The sequence below is a fragment of the Microcoleus sp. FACHB-SPT15 genome (assembly GCF_014849525.1).
GTDB lineage: Bacteria > Cyanobacteriota > Cyanobacteriia > Cyanobacteriales > Coleofasciculaceae > Symplocastrum > Symplocastrum torsivum.
Window position 1 is genome coordinate 72,302 of sequence record NZ_JACJNU010000006.1, and the last position, 19,430, is coordinate 91,731.

Annotated in this window: 12 protein-coding genes and 2 pseudogenes; 11 read left to right on the plus strand and 3 right to left on the minus strand. The window is 45.1% G+C overall.

Annotated elements, in window-relative coordinates:
• Positions 1-97 precede the first annotated feature (97 nt).
• The 3 genes from H6F98_RS01590 to H6F98_RS01600 all read left to right on the plus strand — a co-directional run bounded on the left by H6F98_RS01590 (position 98) and on the right by H6F98_RS01600 (position 3,314).
• The gene (locus H6F98_RS01590; RefSeq protein ID WP_192216924.1) at positions 98-1,489 is read left to right on the plus strand and encodes a cell wall metabolism sensor histidine kinase WalK; all 1,392 of its coding nucleotides are present in this window, start codon (positions 98-100) and stop codon (positions 1,487-1,489) included.
• Positions 1,490-1,761: 272 nt separating this feature from the next.
• Entirely contained in the window at positions 1,762-2,616 is an 855-nt protein-coding gene (locus tag H6F98_RS01595) for a DUF2267 domain-containing protein (protein WP_192216925.1), read from the plus strand.
• Positions 2,617-2,753: 137 nt separating this feature from the next.
• Positions 2,754-3,314, plus strand: a complete 561-nt coding sequence (locus tag H6F98_RS01600) for a hypothetical protein (RefSeq protein ID WP_192216926.1) — start codon at positions 2,754-2,756, stop codon at positions 3,312-3,314.
• Positions 3,315-3,316: 2 nt separating this feature from the next.
• Here H6F98_RS01600 and H6F98_RS01605 read toward each other — a convergent pair whose 3' ends face one another.
• Positions 3,317-6,265, minus strand: a complete 2,949-nt coding sequence (locus H6F98_RS01605) for a diguanylate cyclase domain-containing protein (protein WP_192216927.1) — start codon at positions 6,263-6,265, stop codon at positions 3,317-3,319.
• A gap of 1,286 nt (positions 6,266-7,551) precedes the next feature.
• Here H6F98_RS01605 and H6F98_RS01610 point away from each other — a divergent pair.
• The gene (locus tag H6F98_RS01610) at positions 7,552-9,006 is read left to right on the plus strand and encodes an ATP-binding protein (protein ID WP_192216928.1); all 1,455 of its coding nucleotides are present in this window, start codon (positions 7,552-7,554) and stop codon (positions 9,004-9,006) included.
• Between the two features lie 75 nt (positions 9,007-9,081).
• Here the strand turns inward: H6F98_RS01610 and H6F98_RS01615 are convergent, their stop codons facing one another.
• Positions 9,082-9,558 (minus strand): CRR6 family NdhI maturation factor, encoded by a 477-nt coding sequence (locus H6F98_RS01615; RefSeq protein WP_192216929.1) that lies wholly within the window; start codon positions 9,556-9,558, stop codon positions 9,082-9,084.
• 601 nt (positions 9,559-10,159) lie between these two features.
• On the opposite strand from H6F98_RS01615, the gene H6F98_RS01620 reads away from it, so the two are divergent.
• Positions 10,160-11,419, plus strand: a complete 1,260-nt coding sequence (locus tag H6F98_RS01620; RefSeq protein WP_192216930.1) for a glycosyltransferase — start codon at positions 10,160-10,162, stop codon at positions 11,417-11,419.
• Between the two features lie 26 nt (positions 11,420-11,445).
• Here the strand turns inward: H6F98_RS01620 and H6F98_RS01625 are convergent, their stop codons facing one another.
• Entirely contained in the window at positions 11,446-11,637 is a 192-nt protein-coding gene (locus H6F98_RS01625) for a DUF2949 domain-containing protein (RefSeq protein ID WP_192216931.1), read from the minus strand.
• A gap of 197 nt (positions 11,638-11,834) precedes the next feature.
• Between H6F98_RS01625 and H6F98_RS01630 the strand changes: the two genes are divergently transcribed.
• The 6 genes and pseudogenes from H6F98_RS01630 to H6F98_RS01650 all read left to right on the plus strand — a co-directional run bounded on the left by H6F98_RS01630 (position 11,835) and on the right by H6F98_RS01650 (position 19,389).
• Complete coding sequence (locus H6F98_RS01630; RefSeq protein ID WP_242058270.1) at positions 11,835-12,917, plus strand: glycerophosphodiester phosphodiesterase; 1,083 nt, start codon at positions 11,835-11,837, stop codon at positions 12,915-12,917.
• A gap of 154 nt (positions 12,918-13,071) precedes the next feature.
• On the plus strand, positions 13,072-16,560 hold the full coding sequence (locus tag H6F98_RS01635; RefSeq protein ID WP_192216932.1) for a right-handed parallel beta-helix repeat-containing protein: 3,489 nt from the start codon (positions 13,072-13,074) through the stop codon (positions 16,558-16,560).
• A 188-nt stretch (positions 16,561-16,748) separates the two neighbouring features.
• Positions 16,749-17,231, plus strand: a pseudogene (locus H6F98_RS33215) (GNAT family N-acetyltransferase); the annotation flags it as partial.
• A gap of 117 nt (positions 17,232-17,348) precedes the next feature.
• Positions 17,349-17,720: pseudogene (locus tag H6F98_RS33220) on the plus strand (GNAT family N-acetyltransferase); the annotation flags it as partial.
• Positions 17,721-17,880: 160 nt separating this feature from the next.
• Positions 17,881-18,087 carry a glycogen debranching protein gene (locus tag H6F98_RS01645; RefSeq protein ID WP_192216934.1) on the plus strand — a complete coding sequence of 69 codons (207 nt, stop codon included), beginning with the start codon at positions 17,881-17,883 and terminating at the stop codon, positions 18,085-18,087.
• 135 nt (positions 18,088-18,222) lie between these two features.
• Complete coding sequence (locus H6F98_RS01650) at positions 18,223-19,389, plus strand: low temperature requirement protein A (RefSeq protein WP_192216935.1); 1,167 nt, start codon at positions 18,223-18,225, stop codon at positions 19,387-19,389.
• Positions 19,390-19,430 lie beyond the last annotated feature (41 nt).

The following is a 19,430-nucleotide window of genomic DNA, read 5'->3' on the forward strand; positions in this document are numbered from 1 at the left end:
TTGTATATAAAGCCAATTTGTTATTTTAGATACAAAAATCTACTGAGACTTCCCTTCTCCCCTCCTTTCAACTGGCGCTTTATCATCCAGCCCTAGAATGTTCCAAGCTACTCGCCGACGCCTTGCTCTTTGGTACACAACAGTAACAGCAGTGCTACTATTGCTGTTTGCGACAGGTGTCTACCTCTATGTCCGCAGCACGTTGATTGAGCGCGTTGATGACACTCTCAAACACGTTGTAGAAGTAGTAGAGCGATCGCTTGTTATTGAATCCGTACAAGCCTCTGACATTCCCTACCGCATTAACGTTGAAGCGAGTTTTCGAGACAATGCTGAGGCTGTAGAAGATGACCACATTGACTTAGAGTGGTTTAGCCCTACCGGGGAGCTATTGTGGTCAACGTTATGGGAGCCACTCGATATTCCCGTACACCCTAGCTACACTGGTGAAACGGTTTATTTAGTAGACACAGATCACCTGCTGCGGCAGGTAACAAAACGGGTACAAATCGGGCGTCATGTCCTTGGCTATCTGCGCGTGAGTCATCCCTGGTTTGAGGTGACTAAGCCGATTCGCCAGTTGATTTTCGATCTCACTCTAGGCACCGCTGTAATGATCATGTCCACGGCGGCGATCGGTTGGTTACTTTCTGGCATCGCCATCAAGCCAGTGCGGGACTCCTACCAACGCCTCAAACAGTTTACGGCGGATGCCTCCCACGAACTGAGAAACCCGATCGCGATGATTCAAACCAATGTGCAGGTTGCCCTTGCCGATCCAGATTGGGAACCTCAGCTACAACGCCAGCAGTTGATGGTAATAGAACGCTTGACTCAGCGATTAGGACGTTTAGTCAATGACTTGCTGTTTTTGGCTCGTGCGGATAGTGGAATGCTACAACCCCAATGGCAACCCGTCCCCCTTGATGCTTTACTGATGGAGGTTATTGAAGAACAGCAGATAATCGCAGCTGAAAAGGGTGTTTGCCTATCACTACATTTTGTTGAAACACCCTCTGTTGCCATCACAGAAGAAAATTCGTCTGAGTTTCCGACAGAGGATGCTTTTACAGTTCAGGGAGACTGGGATCAACTTGCCCGTTTATTTACAAATTTGGTGAGTAACGCCTTACAATACACCCCTGCTTCTACCGAGATACCGAGTGAGGCATCTGTACAAGTGGAATTACAACAGATAGAACGTGCTAGCAGCGTCGGGGCACGAAATACACAATCTCTCCTAAGGGTACAAGTGCGTGATACTGGCACTGGCATCTCAGAATCAGCTTTACCTCATATTTTCGACCGCTTCTATCGAGTAGACCCGGCTAGAACCCATGAAGCCGCAGCCGGTTCTGGATTAGGTTTAGCGATCGCACAAGCGATTGTCGAAAATCACCATGGTCACATCCAGGTCGAAAGCGTTCTCAATCAAGGTACAACCTTTACCGTCACCTTACCTGCCTCTAAACCCGAAATTCTTACTTAGCCATTACGACTAACGAACGGCAAAATACATCAAAAAGTGTCGCCAACTCTACCTTTAATCTGCCTCCTGTGACAGATGTAGAGGTAGGCGATTGTACTTAAGGTACTAGTAAGAGGCTGGAACAAGAGAGCGACATCCAGCTACAAGCTGAAGTGAAAGTTGGTCACTGATGCAGCCGTAGCCTACGCGGGTCAATTGCGAGATAACCGTAGTCACCACTGCTCCAGCCGTAATTACTGTATCGCGAAATTGAACCTGTTTAGGAGAAGATTATGCCGATTGGTCTAAGAGAAGATGTCGCTTACATAATGTTAAAAAAGATTCATGAAGGTGACGGACAAGGAAAGCATCCAGTTGGTTTTACAGAAACAGACTTTGCGGGTCGTGACCTTTCAATATCCGACATCCTAGGACACCTTGATTATTTAGCTCAAAAGCAGTTTATCGATGCCGAGTTCACTGGTAATGCCTATGCTAACCAGGAAGATGTTCCTAACGTCGTTGACTCAGACGAAGTAGACTTTCGCATCGCCAATAGCTTTGGCGCACCGGATGGCCCTCTGCCCCACTTAATTACCTTCAAACGCGCCCAGCTGACTGAAAAAGGTCTCAAAATGCTGGAAAAGATGGAGGCAAATCCTCCCAAAGCGCTTGAGGAAGGGCCAGTCGTTCCAATTGCGACAAAGGATATGCCTTTCTTAGAGAAAGTGATGTTGAAGGGAGATCTAGAAGATATCTTCGATGCCAGAGACATCACAGAGGTTGTCTTCCGTACCATGCGCGACATGATGACGAACGAAGCGACTGACCGAGTTGCAAGCGAACTGCACACACAAGCAGAACCTACAGAAGATAAAGCCCTGCAAAACGAAATTGCAGACCTTTGGACGGATACAAATCCCATTGTCAGTTTCTTGAGTCGAGTTCGACCCCCTCTGATCATCAAATCAGACACATTCCTATTCCGGATTCGTCAAGAGTCGGGTCTACCGAAAGATGTAGAACCCGAAACGGTTATTAAAGCTGTTTTTGCAGCAACGAAAGATGAACTATCGGAGGAACGGATTCAGGAAGTTGCCGGATTCTTACCCGACAAAATTCTGGAACTGTGGCAACAAGCTAAGTAAGCGATCGCGTATTGAATTTACGCCATAGCTTATTTGTAAAAGGTCAAGGAGAAAAGCTTTTCCTTTGACCTTTTCCTTTATCTTTAACCGCTTCCTTCCTCTAAATCAGTTAGTAAATAAACCATTTGTTTTACCAAATGTCTATGAATAAGGCTGAATCGATTACGAAGAACTTCGGACTGTTCGGAGTAATCTTTGGAAGTTTACTGGTTGGTATATCGGCAATTCCCCTCAGTAGCAAAGCAATACCCGTTCCGAATGTGAATGCTTGTCTTAGTCTCTCCCCTGAAGCTCTAGTTAATCAAGGCAGGGCTAATATAGCTAAAGAAAACTGTACAGTGATTGCACAGGCGACACCACCACTACCAGAGGAGTTACAGCCTCCTAGCGCAACAGTTGTACTTGTAAACGGTACAGTTAATGTTACGTTGGTAAACCAAACGTATACAGACATCACTTATCAAGTCGTTGGTGACACCGAACCTCGGACACTTTCAGGGCGTAATGATGTGACGCTAAGGACTCTAAGAGCGCCAGTAACTATTACTTTCCAACGCCCAGATCGCGGTTTGCTGTTGGTGAGTCCAGAGGCTTCAGAAGCAGGAAGTTTAGAAGTCACTCTAACAGAAACTACTGATTTAGATGTAGATAAAAGTGCAATGACAATTCAAGAAACCGGTGACGTTTTCTTGAATTAGGATTAAGCGGTATGAGCGATCGCACAATCGCGTCCCTCAGCTTTTGCCTGATACAAGGCTTTGTCTGCCGCCACAATCAACTGAGCAGGTGTTGCCTCAAGACTCGGCACAGTACTCGCAACTCCTAAACTCAGCGTAACGTACTGACTGACAGGTGATTTCGCATGAATAATCTCTAACCTTCGGACGTTCGCTCGAATCGCTTCAGCAACCAGAAGTGCGTCCTTCGTATCCATATTGGGTAGAATCACCGCAAATTCCTCTCCTCCATAACGAGCAACCAAATCAGCAGGACGCTTCAATGCCTGACGGAGGATAAGGGCAACCTGTTGCAAGCAAGAGTCTCCAGCAAGATGACCATAGGTATCGTTGAAAACTTTGAAATAATCAAGGTCACACAAAATTAGCGATAGTGGTTTTTGCAGTTGTGCTTTCTCGTGCCACTCTGCCTTTAGATACTCATCAAACCGTCGTCTATTGGCGACTTGGGTTAAGCCATCAACAGAAGCAAGGCGCTGTAATTCATGATTTGCCTCTTCTAGCTGTTCAAACAACGTTGATTGCTGAATTGCGATCGCTACCTGAGTCGCGAGTGATTTCAGCAAAGCGATTTCCAAAGGTTGCCATTGTCGCGGTTCATTACAGTGATGAGCAATCAACAATCCCCACAAAGCAGGCGAGGGGGCAGTTGAGTGAGAGTGGGATTGATGCAGAGTAGCATTCCGTTCTAGCAAATTAGTTGAAATAGCACTGGGAACTGGGCAAGTAGACAAAACACCTCCCTCTACTCCCCCTGCCTCCTCTACTTCCCTTCCCTCCCAACTGCTTACTCTTTCCTGACGGCTCACTCCTTGCAAAATTGGTACAACTAAATTCGCTCTAACTTGTAACTGAGCCAAAAACTCAATATGGCAAGGTGTTAATCCTGCTGTATAAATATCCCTTACAGCTTGGATGCGTCCCCCCTGGTAGGGCTGGACATAGCCTTCACCAAAACAAGGGTCATGCCTCACCATACCTAAGGTTTTCATATACTTAGAAGCTACAGATTCGACGACAACAGTACCCCTCCAATTTGGCTCAAAACGGTAAATCAGAACTCGGTCAGTCTGGAGAAACTGCCGTACCTCCTCTGCTGTTGTGTTGAGGATATCCTCAAGGTTGAGTGACTGACGGATGCGATCGCACATCACCGCAACGAGTTGTTCTTGCCGGAGGTGTTGGCGCAATGCCTCTTCCGCTCGCGCTCTTTCAGTAATGTCACGAAAGCTCCACACACGACCAATAATTTGTTCACCACTACGTTGAGGATAAGTAAAGCGCTCAAAGATTCGACCATCTTGTAATTCCATCCGGTCATATCCCTCAGCATCAAGTTGAGCATACAATTGCTTAACTCTTGCCAAAAAAACGTCTGGTTCTTTCAACTGTGCCTGGAAATATTTGTGTCGCTCCTCGAAATTAGCTGACCTCAAAATTTCCTCAGGAATACCCCACATTTCAAGGAATTTTTGGTTAAAGGTGACAACGACTCCGACTGTGTTAACGGCAACAATGCCGTCAGTAGTGGAATTGAGTGTTGCCTCCAACAACGAGACAGAGGTCTTAAGTTCCTCTTGAGCTTGACTTCGTTTAGTGATGTCTCGGATGGCTGTCACTCTAAGTAAGCGTCCTTGGTAAGGAATAGCTTTGCTACGAACTTCAGCAGGGAAAGTTGTCCCGTCGTTTTTCAGACAGATACTTTCGTACATCAGTTCGCTACCCAACTCAATCATTTGCCGGACATAAGAGCGAGATTCTGGAGCAACAAATTCTAGAAAACTCATCCCAACCACTTCTGCTGGTTTGTAACCAAACAACCGAGCAAAATTACGGTTTATCTGACGTACTTTCCCTTGCTCATTAATTGAGATTGCCTCGAATGTTGCTTCCGCTAGACAGCGAAATTGCTCCTCACTTTCCCGTAGTGCCTTTTGAGCAAGCTTATGATTGGTAATCTCTTGTTGTAGCTGTTCGTTTGTGCTAATGATTTCTCTAGTACGCTCTTCTACTAATTCTTCAAGGTGGTGCTGGTACTTAATTAATTGAGCTTCTACGGAGGAACGCCCGTTAATTTCCTGTTGCAGTTGTTCATTGGCTTTAGTCAATTCTGCTGTGCGTTCTTCTACCAAACGCTCAAGCTCGTCATGATACTCGCTTAATAAGTATTGGTGGTGCTGTCTCAACTGTTTTTGAGCGATCACACGATGGCACGCTTCAATGGTGTGGGCAACCAAAGTTGCGATCGCTGCGACAAAATTCACTTCGATGGGAGTCCAATGGCGTGGTAAACCTGTGTGTTCATGACAGACTATACCCACCATCTGACCATTCAGCCAAATTGGTGCATCCAACATGGATGTGATGCCGTTTGGTGTCAGATAAGGCAGGGCAAATTCTTGCGTTCTAGGGTCACTGTAAGCATCATGTGCTGCAATAGTGCATTCAGTTGTTAGGGCACGAAAATAATTCGGATAGTTAGCTACCGCTAGTTCCATTCCGGATGTATGACACCCTCGACTTTGCTCGTACAAATCCAAGCATTTCATGCTTGAATGAGCTAAACTTGGCTGTATTATTGTGTCTGCGGTGTTAGCTACCTCTTGGGCATTGCTAACTTCTAAAGGCAACCAAAACGGTATTGTTTGGGAAAAAGAATTGTTGGGATACAGCCAAATACTGGCGCGATCGACTTCAAGGACATCAGCGACAACTTCGGTAATTTCCCTTAAGGCTGCCTTCAAATCACCTTGGTCAATTGTTTTGCTTCTTGCTAGTGTTACCAATGCCTGAGTTTGCCGACGCAGAGGTTGTTCAACCTTCAGGCAATCAACCACATCCTCCCTGTTTAGGAAAGTTACTGATGCAACATCAGAAGGTAAAGGGGAAGAGATATTCTCTGTATTACTCACTTTTGTATCCTCACTTCTTTGTGGAAGCGGGGCGAAAAGCCAACTTTTGGCTCCTTCTCAAGAAAGTTATGCCCCTGTTGTCCTAGGCTCAGGTTAGTCACGAGTAATGCTTCCAATAGAAGCCGACTTTTGCCAGATAATTTACGCTTCTCCTTTGAGTGAACAGACCCAATCCCTTCCCTACAAAGGAAGAGGGGCTTACCCCTCTCAAAACTAGGAGAGAGGTTGCACAGAGATCAAAGTGTATTGCATCCAATTGCAAACCGCTATAATTCCAAAGCTGACGGTTTCGCCTGTCCAGTATCCCCCATCGCTACGAGGAGCGCTACCGCTTCCAGTTCACGAAGAGGTCTTGCCAACTAGTCCGAACCGCCTTTATAGCTATCGTTTGTTACCCTCAAGATTAGTCTACTAACCACGGCTCAGTAAGCATGAATGGTTATTGACTAATGACAACCCGCAAGAGTTCTGAAAACGGAGGGGAATAGTCTATAAGACTCCTTGGCTTTCTCCTGTGTAGATGCTTTGTGTTGTAAATCACAAGTTCACGGCAAAAACCGCGTTTACTCGTTTTGAAGATGAATAAAACCAAGCCTCTGCTGTCCCATCAATTCAGGCTTTAGTGTCCTAAGATGAGCCTTGCCTACAGGTTGAGGCTAGCGACAATTGATGACCTCAGGGAACGCACACAATAATCGACTATTCTACAAAACTTTGCTCTAGATCTGTATTCACTTTCTCTGTTTTTCGTGATCATCCTCATCGAGTCACTATTTTGGGTTGTCGGTAAACCGGGCAGATCTTGATGAAGATAGATAAAACAGTACTATTCAATACGGATTTTACATTGCTTATAAGGTAAAGCCGTATGAACAAAAAGAATACAGAAGTTCAGGAGTTCAGAATTTCTCTAAACTCCTTTCAAGTTGACTAGGGTTTAAACTCTTTGTAATTTGAATTGTTTGATTGCTCGAAATTACTTGCTTTTATCTAAACACAAATATAATTTCTGAAACGCTTATTTACTTAACTTGATAATAAAAAATTCTTTAGGTAAAAAAAAGTATTGTTTGTATCAATAAGAACAAGAATTTTTGCGATCGCATTTCCAAAAAGCTATGTAGATGATGGATTAGAATATCCTCTAAACCAAGCAGAACTCAGCTTTTAACCTACAACTCCCAATCCCAGAAAAATTATTTAATAATTCTGCACTGCCTTAAGACGGATGGCACATCTAGAAAGGTTGCGATAGATTGTTAGTCTATTGATTTGTGATCTACAGCATGGTAGAGCTGGATTTGAACTCCCCTTCCTTACCAAATGGTGAGTTTGCTAGGGTAGAAGCGCTTCAGCGCTACAAAATTCTCGATACTCCTCCTGAAATAGCGTTTGATGATTTAACAGCTCTGGCAGCCTCCTTTTGCAACACTCCAATCGCCCTAGTGAGCCTAGTCGATACACATCGGCAGTGGTTCAAATCAAAAGTTGGTTTAACGGCAACAGAAACACCGAGGGAAATAGCGTTCTGCGCCCACGCGATTCAGCAACCTGACACTTTGCTCGTTGTACCTAATGCACTAGAGGATGAACGGTTTGCCAGCAATCCCCTGGTAACGTCTGCACCCCACATTCGGTTTTATGCTGGGGCTGTTCTTGTTACACCTGATGGCTTTCCCCTGGGTACACTGTGCGTCATTGATCGGGTTCCTCGCTATCTCAGTCTAGAACAGAGACAATCCCTACAAGCTCTAAGTCGTCAAGTTATCTCACAACTAGAGCTACGGATTAACCTTACTCGCGTCAAGCGAACAACTATTCAGCTTAAAGGTGTTGCCAAAGCTCTACATCGCAGTAACCAGCATCTTAGTCAAACGTTATGTGAGTTGAAGCATACCCAATCCCAACTGATTCAGACTGAGAAGATGTCTGGGTTGGGTCAATTGATTGCTGGTATAGCTCATCAAATTAATAATCCCATCACCTTCATTCACGGTAATATCCCCCACATTCAAAGCTACATCCAAGACTTGTTGGAACTGCTGTCACTCTATCAACAGCACCATCCCAAACTTCACCCAGAAATCCAACAGAAAGCGGAAGAAATCGACCTCAACTTTCTCATTGAAGACTTACCTAAAGTTTTCTCTTCTGTAGAGGTTGGCACAACACGTATCCATCAACTAGTGCGATCTCTACAAAATTTCTCTCGCAAAGATCAAGGAAAAAAGGAACCGGCTGATATCCACAAAGCAATCGACGATACTCTATTAATCCTGGAACACCGACTGCAAGCAAGAGCCGAGCAGCCAGGTATCAGAGTCGTAAAAGAGTACGGCAACTTACCGATTGTTGAGTGCTACGCCGGATCGCTCAACCAGGTTTTCATGAATATTTTGAGTAATGCGGTTGATGCTCTAGAACAAGCGAGCGAGATGCGCTCTTCTTCAAAACTTGAACAGCATTGTAATACCATTACCATCCGGACAGAGTTACAACAGCCAGCAAAAAGTAAGAAAGGCTCAATTTTAATTCGTATTTCTGACAATGGCTTAGGTATTCCAAAAGCAATTGTTAGACGAATCTTCGATCCATTTTTTACAACGAAGCCTGTTGGTAAGGGAACAGGCTTAGGGCTGTCGATTAGCTATGAAATTGTGGTTGAGAAGCACGGCGGGAGACTCAATTGCTTCTCTGAACCTGGAAGAGGAACAGTGTTTTGGATTGAAATTCCCCTGTAGGCAAACTAACGTGGTCTGGAAATTCTTATTAGACCTGCAAAAGAAAGTGAGGAATGGGGATTGGGAGAAAAAGGTCTACTGGATTAAGTCAAAAAAAGCTTCATCCAGTTCGTAGCCAAATAGTTGTGCCATCGACTTCAGGCGTGATTGACTAGTAATTCCCTGCTGCTGCATCCAATTCGTCAGAATAAAAATTTTGTGCATCACGAAGATTTCTAGGGCTTCAGGATTGTACTGAATGCCTTCTGTGCGATTAAATTGGTGCGGCACTAGCATGGCGGTGTAGCGGGAGAGTTCACCAGATTTCCAGTCGAGCAAAAAGGGTAACCAGGGATATTGGGCATCTAGCCGAATAAACCAGAGTCGCACTTCTGGGATTTCTGAGAGTTCCCGTGGGTCATCGGCTTCGCGAGGATAGTCAAACTCAAAGCGCAGTTGCTGTTCATGGGAGGTTATGGCTTGCTCTTGAAGCAACTTTTCAATTACCGATTGAGCTGCTGATACATCCAAGTTGTTGATGCAGTCAGTATTAAGAGTGATTGTAAGGGTCATTGCGTCGTCAAAATCTGAGCTTGTGATCAATTGTCTCAAAGGAGCGATCGCCTTTGGGCAGTGTGTAGGTAATCGTGAAGAAGTATTAGTTATTGAAAAGCCAGTCAAGCAGTTCTTTATCGAATAGCTCTGGCTCTTCAAAGTGAGGCGCATGACTGCTCTTCTCAAATATGCGGATAGTCAGATTACCTGAAAATCAGCAATTCGGCTGAGAAGCTATAAGATCTCAGGCAATGGAAATCTATTTGCGATCGCAGAAATCATCACCACACTACAACGCCCCACTGTTCAAGCCTACAAGTTGATTCGAGGATTCAAGCCTCCCTTTGCATGGCTAGTGCATTCTGCTTCTGGTAAGTGGTTATACAATGCCACCCATTCAGGTACACATATCACCTGGACGTTTGAATTTAAGATGCAACATCTGCTTGCCTATCTTTTCTTTCTCGCAGTTGTGAAGCGTCCGTTTCAAACAGCTCAAAGAATTTGTCTTGAGATTCTCAAGAGAGCCGTTGAGGAACGCAATCGTTGCAAGCTATCTGTAAGTGCTGATTTTTCTGAAAAATAGAACTTCTTTTTGCTACGCAAAGAGGAAAAAGTTATGCGAATCACCATTTTGACCGTTGGTTCACGCGGAGATGTGCAACCGTTTATCGCCCTAGGATTAGGATTGCAGCAGGCAGGACATACGGTTCAATTAGCAACCCATTCACCTTTTCAAGCAATGGTTCACAGCTATGGGCTGAAATTTGCACCCATTGAAGGGGATGTGCAGGCACTCATGGCAGGGGAAGCTGGGCAGCAGATGCTAGATGCAGGCAATCCCCTCCAGCTAATCCAGCGATACGCCCAAATGGTGGAACCCTTGCTGGCACAAGCAATGGCAGACTCTTGGAAAGCGTGTCAGAGTAGCGATGCCATCATCGGAACTGCCTTCACGAGTTGGGGATACGACATCGCTCAGAAGTTGGGCATTCCCTTCTATCTAGCCGCTTTAATGCCGCAGAGTGCCAATCCGGACTTTCCATTTCCGTCACTACCGCAAACATTACGGTTGGGTGGACTCCTGAATTCACTCACTTATCCAGTGCTGCTAGAAGGCATGGGGTTGATGTTCCGCAAGTCCATCAATCAGTTTCGTCAAACCACATTGCAACTATCACCCTTGCCAAGATGGATGGGGTTGTATCGGCGACTCGATAAGGCAGGTGTTCCCTACCTCTACGGCTTCAGCCCAACAGTCATACCCAAGCCTACCAACTGGGCAGAGCGGTTGCACGTCACAGGTTATTGGTTTTTGGAACACCCCCAAGACTGGACACCGCCTCAAGATTTGCTGGCGTTTCTGAGAGCAGGCTCGCCGCCAGTATACATTGGTTATGGAAGCATGACGGGACGAGAGCCGGAGCGCATGACTGAGATTGCTCTGGCAGCTTTGGCAAAAACAGGACAGCGAGGCATTTTGCTTACAGGTTGGGGTGGCATCTGTGCGGCTGACTTACCGGAGACTGTCTTTAAGCTAGAGTCTGCACCGCACGACTGGCTGTTTCCTCGGATGGCAGCAATTGTGCATCATGGTGGAGCTGGGACGAGTGCGGCGGCACTGAGAGCTGGCGTGCCATCTGTCGTCGTTCCCTTTTTTGGAGATCAGCCGTTTTGGGCACATCGGCTCCTGCAATTAGGAGTTAGTCCGGCTCCGATTCCCAAGTCCTCTTTGACAGTGGATAAGTTAGCAGAGGCGATCGCGATTGCGGTGAGTGATGAGACAATGCAGCAACAGGTAAAAGAGATCGGCAACCAGATTCGAGCTGAGAACGGTGTTCAGCAGGCGATGGCGGCATTTCATCAGCGCCACTTGTAAGTTATTGAGACAATTATTTAACGGCGTTAAGCCGTTTCCAACCAATCGAAAATCTGCTCTAACTGCTGGAGTGTCACCAATCCGTACTGCCAAAGAACCATCGGCAAGAGATTTAGAGCATCGGGTTGATGGCGTACAGCCAAGTCAATTGAAGTGGATGGAATTGCCAAGTCATCCTGTAAAAAACCAATCAACCGTTGTAATCGTTTTGAATTCATTGCTTAATCCCTGCATAAGTAAATTCTTCTAGCTATAAAGACCAACGTACTGACAATTTGTGAAAATATTGTGATTTATTGTTAACGACTCATTAATAAGACCTTTATCTCAACCCCGTATATTCACTTGCGAGATTGATTTGTGTTGCTCTTGAGCCGCAAGACTTATCCCTACTTCCAAAAATAGGCAAGTGAATATGTTTCGTGTTCCCAAATCTGTCATGCTAGCAGCGATCGCGTTTATCGTGATTTTGCTGCTTCAGCCCCACCGTGGAGTGACAACGCCGATTATGACTGACCAACCCCCGCTTGTCATTGGACATCGAGGAGCAAGTGGCTACCGTCCAGAACATACGCTTGCTGCCTATGCATTAGCGATTCAGATGGGAGTGGATTACATTGAACCTGATATCGTCTCAACCAAAGATGGTGAGTTGATTGCACGTCATGAAAATGATATTGCTGAGACAACTGATATAAGCGAGCATCCAGAGTTTAGCGATCGCAAAACTACTAAAATGATTGACGGTAAAGAAGTCACTAGTTGGTTTACCGAAGATTTCACTCTTGCCGAGATTAAGACACTTCGAGCTAAAGAACGCTTACCCTTTCGTAGTAGTGCTTACAATGGTCAATTTGAGATTCCCACTCTGCAAGAAGTCATTGATTTAGCGAAGCAAAAAACGGCTCAAACAGGACGCACAATTGGGATTTATCCCGAAACCAAGCATCCTACTTATTTTGATTCGATTAATCTTTCACTCTTAGAACCATTAGTTGCCATCCTCAAGAACAATGGCTACACTAGCTCATCCTCCCCTGTCTTTATCCAATCCTTTGAAGTCGAGAATCTCAAACAACTGAACCAGATGATTGATGTTCCGTTAGTGCAGTTGCTGGATGAGGCAGATATGCAACCTTATGACTTTGTTGTCAAGGGTGACTCTCGCACCTATGCTGATTTAACGACTCCGGCTGAACTGGCTCGTATTGCTGAATATGCAGATGGCTTAGGTCCCTACAAGCGGCTGATTATACCTGCTGGTGAAGACAAACGCCTCAAAGCTCCCACTTCCCTGATTAACGATGCTCATACGGCTGGTTTAAAGGTACATACCTGGACATTTCGCAACGAAGACCAATACCTTGCACCTGACTACAACGGCAGTTCTCAAGCTGAATACGAGCAGTTTTTTAAGTTAGGCATTGATGGTGTATTTAGTGATTTCCCCGATACTGCTGTTAATGCTCGTAATCAAATATTCTCAAGTTCCACTTAATTAAATCTAAGAAAAAATAAATCATTAACAATCAAAAACTAACAACAAACGGCAAGACTTCACTATCTTTTCATCGATTCTTCATTACTGCTTAGCCTGATTACTAGCAGCATTAGCTGTAATAGGGTGTCAGAGTTATTGTCACCCTATCTTCATGAACAAATCAGCGCAAACGCTCTGCATCGGGTTATTCGTTTTTGGAACATTAACCGCTCCTGGAGTTGCTCAAACAACAGATACCAACCCCGATGCTTCACTCTCTTCATCCACTAGTGCTGCTGACTTAAAAATTACTCCCCGCTTTGGAGTAGGCTACAGCACTTCTGGCGCTGGTTATGATGCTTTTACTAATATTGAAGGCTTTGTCCCGTTATTACAAAGTCCTGGCAGTACCCTCACCTTCCTCGAAGGCAGACTCCTCATCGACAATGACGCAGACTTTGGTGGCAATCTGCTGCTAGGACACCGGGTTTATAATCCAAAAAGCGATCGCATTCTTGGTGGCTACATCTCTTATGATCATCGGGATACAGGAAGTAGTAGCTTCAACCAAATCGGTGCTGGCTTTGAAAGCTTAGGAGAAATTTGGGACTTTCGCAGCAATTTCTATCTACCAATTGGGGATACTCGTCAACTTGCCGAAGAAAGTAGCGTTCAAAATTTCAGCGCGTTGACAGAACCTTTTTTCCAAGACAACTTTTTGGTTGCAACAGGTACACAGCAACGTTTCGAGAGTCGGCGCTTTGAAGCGGCAATGGGGGGATTAGATGTTGAAGCGGGTGTGAGAATTGCTCGATTAGGGGCAACGGGTGACCTTCGAGGGTATGCTGGATTGTACTATTACGATGCACCTGAAAGTGATGATACGTTAGGCTGGCGTGCCCGTTTGGAAGCACACCCCAACGATAATTTGCGCCTCGGTTTATCCGTTCAAGATGATGCAACTTTTGGCACGAATGTTGTGTTTAGCATTGGGGCAAATTTTCCAGGTACTCGTCCGAGAGGTGCAAAGGAACGGGGTACATCACAACAGGTTGCTGCACGCTTAGGGGAATCAGTTTCTCGTCAAGCGAATATTGTTGTTGATGAGCAATTTGAATCAGAGTCATTCACTGAGCAAGTTACCCTCAAAGCAACTAACCCAGAGACGAATGAACCGTATGTTTTCCAACACGTTAACCTGGGTTTAGTGGATGGGAATGGCACATTTGAGGCACCGTTTGGCACTGTACAAGGTGCTGTTGCTGTCGCGCAAGCTGACAACATTGTCTATGTGCAGTCTGGAACCAATCCTGGAATTCCTGCCTTTACGATTCCTGATGGTGTGGCTGTACTCTCCACCGCCCTGCCGCGAATTATCGACACCGTAGAATTTGGCACAGTACAACTAGCGTTATCGGGTAGTGGGCTGTTTCCTGAAGTTACAGGTACCGTTACTTTGGGGAATGATACAACTCTATCGGGATTTGCGATCGCCAATGTCACCGGGAATGCGATCGAGGCGACGAATCTTCAGAATGTGACAATTCTCGACAACCGCATCACTAATCCAACAGAGCAGGGAATTATCCTGAATAATGTGACAGGAACGAGTGTAATTGCGAGTAACAGCATTACCAACAGTGGACTAGCAGGTATTTTCGTTCGCGGTTCTGGTACGACTCAACAGGAGTTAACCCTCAATAACAACACAATTAGTGGCAGTGGTAGCCAGGGTATCTTCTTCCAAGTCACTGAAGAGGCTCAACAGCAAGCTATTCTCAGCAACAACACTGTGAGTAACAGCATTGGACAGGGAATTTTCATCGAATCATCTGGAAATACCCGACAGAATTTAGCGATCGACAATAGTACAATTAACAGCACAGTACTCAGCAACGATGGCACTGGGGGACAAGGTATTTTGGCTCAGGCTTCTGCGGAAGCTCAACAAACATTCAGTATCACTAATAGCCAGATTAACGACAGCGCCAATTCAGGTTTATTTGTCCAGTCTTCTGAAAGTGCTACACAGAACTTCACCCTCAACAGCAGCACCGTTAGCAACAGCACTGGCTTAGGTTTATTAGTTCAGGCATCGGGTACAACTCAGCAGGAATTTATCCTCAACAACAGCACAATTAATAACACAGCTATTGGTAGTGATGGCAGTGGGGGGCAAGGTATTTTGGCTCAGGTTTCTGGGGAAGCTCAACAAACATTCAGCATTAATAATAGCCAGATTAACAACAGCGCTAATTCAGGTTTATTTGTTCAGTCTTCTGAAAGTGCTATACAGAACTTCACTCTCAACAATAGCACTGTTAACAACAGCACTGGCTCAGGTTTATTAGTTCAGGCATCTGGTACGACTCAGCAGGAATTTACCCTCGAAAACAGCACAATTAACAACACAACTGTTGGTAGCGATGGCAGTGGTGGTCAAGGAATTTTTGTTCAAGCAAATGAGGAAGTTCAACAGCAATTTACTGTAACAAACTCTACAGTTAGCACTAGTGCTGGTCAAGGGATTTTTGTTCAAGGAAATGATGCCCTAAACCAGAACTTCATTGTTAGTAATAGTACAGTAAGCGACAATGTAGGACAGGGAATTTCTGTTCAGGCAAATGGTACGACTGAACAGGAATTTACTATTGAAGGCAGCACAATTGAGCGCACACAGGTTAGTAATGATGGTAGTGCTGGTCAAGGGATTTTCATTCAAGGGAATGAGGCAACTCAAAATTTTAGTATCAATGGTAGTACAGTAAGTGATAATTCAGGACAAGGTATTTCTATACAAGGAAATGACGCAACCCAGAACTTTACTCTCAATAGTAGTCAGATTAGTAATAGCACAGGCACAGGTGGACTTATCCAAGCTTCTGGTACAACTCGACAAGAATTTGCCCTCAACAATAGCACCATTGATGGCACAAAACTAGGTAGTGATGGCGGTGGCGGACAAGGCGTTTTTATTCAAGCAAATGAAGGTGTCCAGCAAGAATTTGCTATCAACAACAACGCAGTTAGCAATAACGCAAGTCAAGGCATTTTCGTTCAAGCAAATGATGTCCAGAAACAGAATTTTAGTATCACCAACACTGAGGTTAGTAATAGTGCCAGTCAAGGTATTGTTGTCCAAGCTAATGGCACTACTCAACAAGAGTTCAATGTTGAAAATACAACAATTGGCAACAGCAAAGACCAGGGTATTTTAGTTCAGGCGAATGGTACTACTCAACAAGAATTCAGCATTGATGACACAACGATTAATGTCAGTACAGGTCAAGGTGTTTTGATTCAAGCATCTGAAAACTCACAACAAGCATTTCGCCTCAGACGTAACACCATTTCGGGAACTGCATTTGAGGGGATTTTAGCTCAGGGGAATGACACAGCGCGGATTGATGCTCGTGTCCAGTTCAACAGCTTAAATAACAGCAATAATGCTTCTGGTTTCGCTGCAATCATGAACAGTAATCAAAATTTCTGTTTACAACTGGATGGAAACAATACCAACACGAATTTCCAGCTACAGCGAAATGCGGGAACGTTCCAAGTTGTTGATCGGGATAGTGTGGAGGTAAATAATACAGGAGTGGTTAATTTCACACCAACGGCTGGAGACTTTGAGACAGTGACGGTTTGCCCTGGAGAGTAGGGTTAGCTAACAAGGTGGTAGGTTTTGGATGTTAGGTGGTAGGGTGAAAGGCGAAGTTTGAAGTTAGAATTTCCCGGAAGTCGTATTCTTTCCAAGTCTTGAGCTAGATTTTCGCCTAAAACCTACCACCTACACGCCTTAACCTTGACCGACTTAGGTTGGCATTGTCCACTGTTTCTGGTTTCACTATGTCTTCTGAGTTAATTTTGCGTCCTGCTGAACCGGGTGATGTACAAACTATCTTTGATTTAGTTGCAGCGCTGGCAGAGTATGAACAGCTATCTAGTGCTGTTGTTGGTAGTGTTGATGCTCTTTGTGAACACTTGTTTGGTTCTAAGCCTTATGTCGAGGTGGTTCTGGCAGAGTATGGAGAGAAAGCTGTCGGGTTTGCGCTGTTTCTCCAAAGTTATTCAACGGTTCTAACAAAGCCAGGAATTTATCTAGAAGACTTGTTTGTACTCCCGGAGTTTCGCCGTCTTGGTATTGGTAAGGCTATCTTCTCGTATCTCGCCCAGTTAGTCGTGTCTCGTGAGTGTGGGCGCCTGGAGTGGAGTGTGTTGGATTGGAATGAACCTGCGATCGCATTTTATCGACGTATGGGTGCTTCAATTCAAGATGATGGACGTATTTGCCGCATAACTGGGGACTCCCTTACCCAGCTAGCTACTCAAGTCTTATCGTTGAGGGTGCGTTTAGCTGTCCCAGAAGACGGGCCAATACTACTTCGCTTGCTTCAAGAAAAAGCTAATGACAAGACATTAGCTGAACATTCTAATGCTTTGCAGGAGCATCTGTTTGGTGAACAAACCTACATCGAAGCAGTTTTGGCTGAATCTGAAGGGCAAGCAGTAGGATTTGCGACATTTTTCCATAACTACTCTACATTTCTCACGAAGCCAGGGCTTTTTCTAGATGAGCTGTTTGTTTTGCCCAACTACCAGCCTCAAGATATTGGTACAGCAATTCTGATTTATCTTGCACAGTTAGCTGTTTCTCGCAGTTGTGGACGTGTTGAGTGGTTGGTTGAGTGGAATGAACCCACAATTTCTTTCTATGAAAGTTTGGGTGCTTCAATCTTGCCAGATTGGCGCGTTTGCCGAATAACTGACGAGGCTCTGAGGCAGCTAGCCACATCAGCTTCAACAGCAAACATCAGCTAGCCAATCGAAAAATAAACTATAGTTACTGATGTTGTTGCAGTTACTAATGAATTGTCAACAAGTGTATTTTTTCTTGCCGTAAGTCGTCTCTACGCTGAGAAAATAAGCATATCTACTCAAGCTTTCAAGCAAGACGTTTCAAGTTGAGAGGAAAGGGGTCATGGTTATTTGGGTAAATGAACAGATCGATCCGTCTGGACTTCTCTATTCTTGTATTGCCTGTTGCAATGAAGATCAGGCAAAAGACTGCCACGAGTCTTTCGAGCAAAATTTGACGGAGGAACAGAAATCAGCAGGTTGGGTTGCACGGATGAGAACTGTTGATTCCTGGGACGACGTGCCAGCCAATGCTTTGAAACTAGACTAGATATTAATGTGCAACCCAGATCAGAAGCGCTGTTCATAAGTTTTCAGCAGAGCGACTGCTGTATGGGTTCATTCCGTTTATGAATAGAGCTTTATCTATTACATTACGAGATAGAGAAATTTAGAGGCTGAAAACATGAAAAGCTGGTTGCAACCTCCGCGTTTACGCATTGGTGAGGAAAACGAAGCCGAACCCCGTCATGCGACTTGGCTAGAACTGTTTTACGATTTGGTGTTTGTGGTAGCCGTTTCTCAACTTGCCCATAATCTGAGTAAAGATGTCTCCATAACAGGATTTTTGGGCTTTGTGATGCTATTCGTACCCGTTTGGTGGGTATGGATTGGCAGCACGTTCTACGCCAACCGTTTTGATAGTGATACCATTGGTCGTCGGCTGCTAATGGGTATACAGATGCTTGCTGTTGCAGCACTAGCAATCAATGTGCATCATGGATTGGATTCTAGTTCTGTAGGCTTCGCCCTTTCCTACGCCGCAGCTAGAGGAGTACTGGTAATAGAGTACTTATGGGCAGGATGGCACATCCTCACAGCGCGTAAACTAACAAATTATTATGCAGGGGGGTTTGCGATCGCAGCAACTCTCTGGCTCATCTCAGCCTTTGTCCCAATTCCATTCCGATTCATCCTTTGGGGAATCGGGTTAGCCGTAGACTTTGCCACACCACTGACAGCACAACGGTTTCAACTCCAGCTACCCCTTCACTTGGAACACCTACCAGAGCGTTTTGGGCTGTTTACGATCATTGTCCTGGGTGAGGCAATAATCGCTGTTGTCAATGGTGTTGCTGAAGTGGAATGGGATGGAATGAGTGAACTTGCCGCTATTTTCGGCTTCGCTACTGCCTTTAGCTTGTGGTGGGTGTACTTCGAGAATGTTAGCGGTTCAGCATTGCGGACAGCGGGTGCATTGAGGAAATTCCAGATTTATCAAGTTTGGCTTTATGGGCATTTACCGCTAGTAATTGGACTGGCGGCGGCAGGAGTGGGTGTAGAACATGCGATCGCAACTGAATCAAATCTGGCGTTATCCAATCCTGATCGCTGGTTGCTTTGTGGTTCTGTCGCCCTATGTTATTTTGCTTTAGCAATTTTGCACCGCACCGGAGTGATATTTCATTGCAAAGCGAGAACTAGGCACCGATTAGGCGCAATGGCAGCGCTATTGGTAGTGGCGATCGCTGGTACTAATTTATTGCCTATTACTGTAACTGCGATCGTTGCGATCATTTGTGCTGTCCAAGTTGGACTTGACTTATATCAAGGTCGTCCTGCAACCGCTTAAGTCATGGAGGGGAAAAGTCCCTGATAGGGTAAGACTGTTGT

Excerpts from the sequence above, each read along its gene's own strand:
- H6F98_RS01590 (WP_192216924.1), top strand. The coding sequence starts at position 98 with ATGTTCCAAGCTACTCGCCGACGCCTTGCTCTTTGGTACACAACAGTA.
- H6F98_RS01595 (WP_192216925.1), top strand. The coding sequence starts at position 1,762 with ATGCCGATTGGTCTAAGAGAAGATGTCGCTTACATAATGTTAAAAAAG.
- H6F98_RS01600 (WP_192216926.1), top strand. The coding sequence starts at position 2,754 with ATGTCTATGAATAAGGCTGAATCGATTACGAAGAACTTCGGACTGTTC.
- H6F98_RS01610 (WP_192216928.1), top strand. The coding sequence starts at position 7,552 with ATGGTAGAGCTGGATTTGAACTCCCCTTCCTTACCAAATGGTGAGTTT.
- H6F98_RS01615 (WP_192216929.1), bottom strand. The coding sequence starts at position 9,558 with ATGACCCTTACAATCACTCTTAATACTGACTGCATCAACAACTTGGAT.
- H6F98_RS01620 (WP_192216930.1), top strand. The coding sequence starts at position 10,160 with ATGCGAATCACCATTTTGACCGTTGGTTCACGCGGAGATGTGCAACCG.
- H6F98_RS01625 (WP_192216931.1), bottom strand. The coding sequence starts at position 11,637 with ATGAATTCAAAACGATTACAACGGTTGATTGGTTTTTTACAGGATGAC.
- H6F98_RS01630 (WP_242058270.1), top strand. The coding sequence starts at position 11,835 with ATGTTTCGTGTTCCCAAATCTGTCATGCTAGCAGCGATCGCGTTTATC.
- H6F98_RS01635 (WP_192216932.1), top strand. The coding sequence starts at position 13,072 with ATGAACAAATCAGCGCAAACGCTCTGCATCGGGTTATTCGTTTTTGGA.
- H6F98_RS01645 (WP_192216934.1), top strand. The coding sequence starts at position 17,881 with ATGGTTATTTGGGTAAATGAACAGATCGATCCGTCTGGACTTCTCTAT.
- H6F98_RS01650 (WP_192216935.1), top strand. The coding sequence starts at position 18,223 with ATGAAAAGCTGGTTGCAACCTCCGCGTTTACGCATTGGTGAGGAAAAC.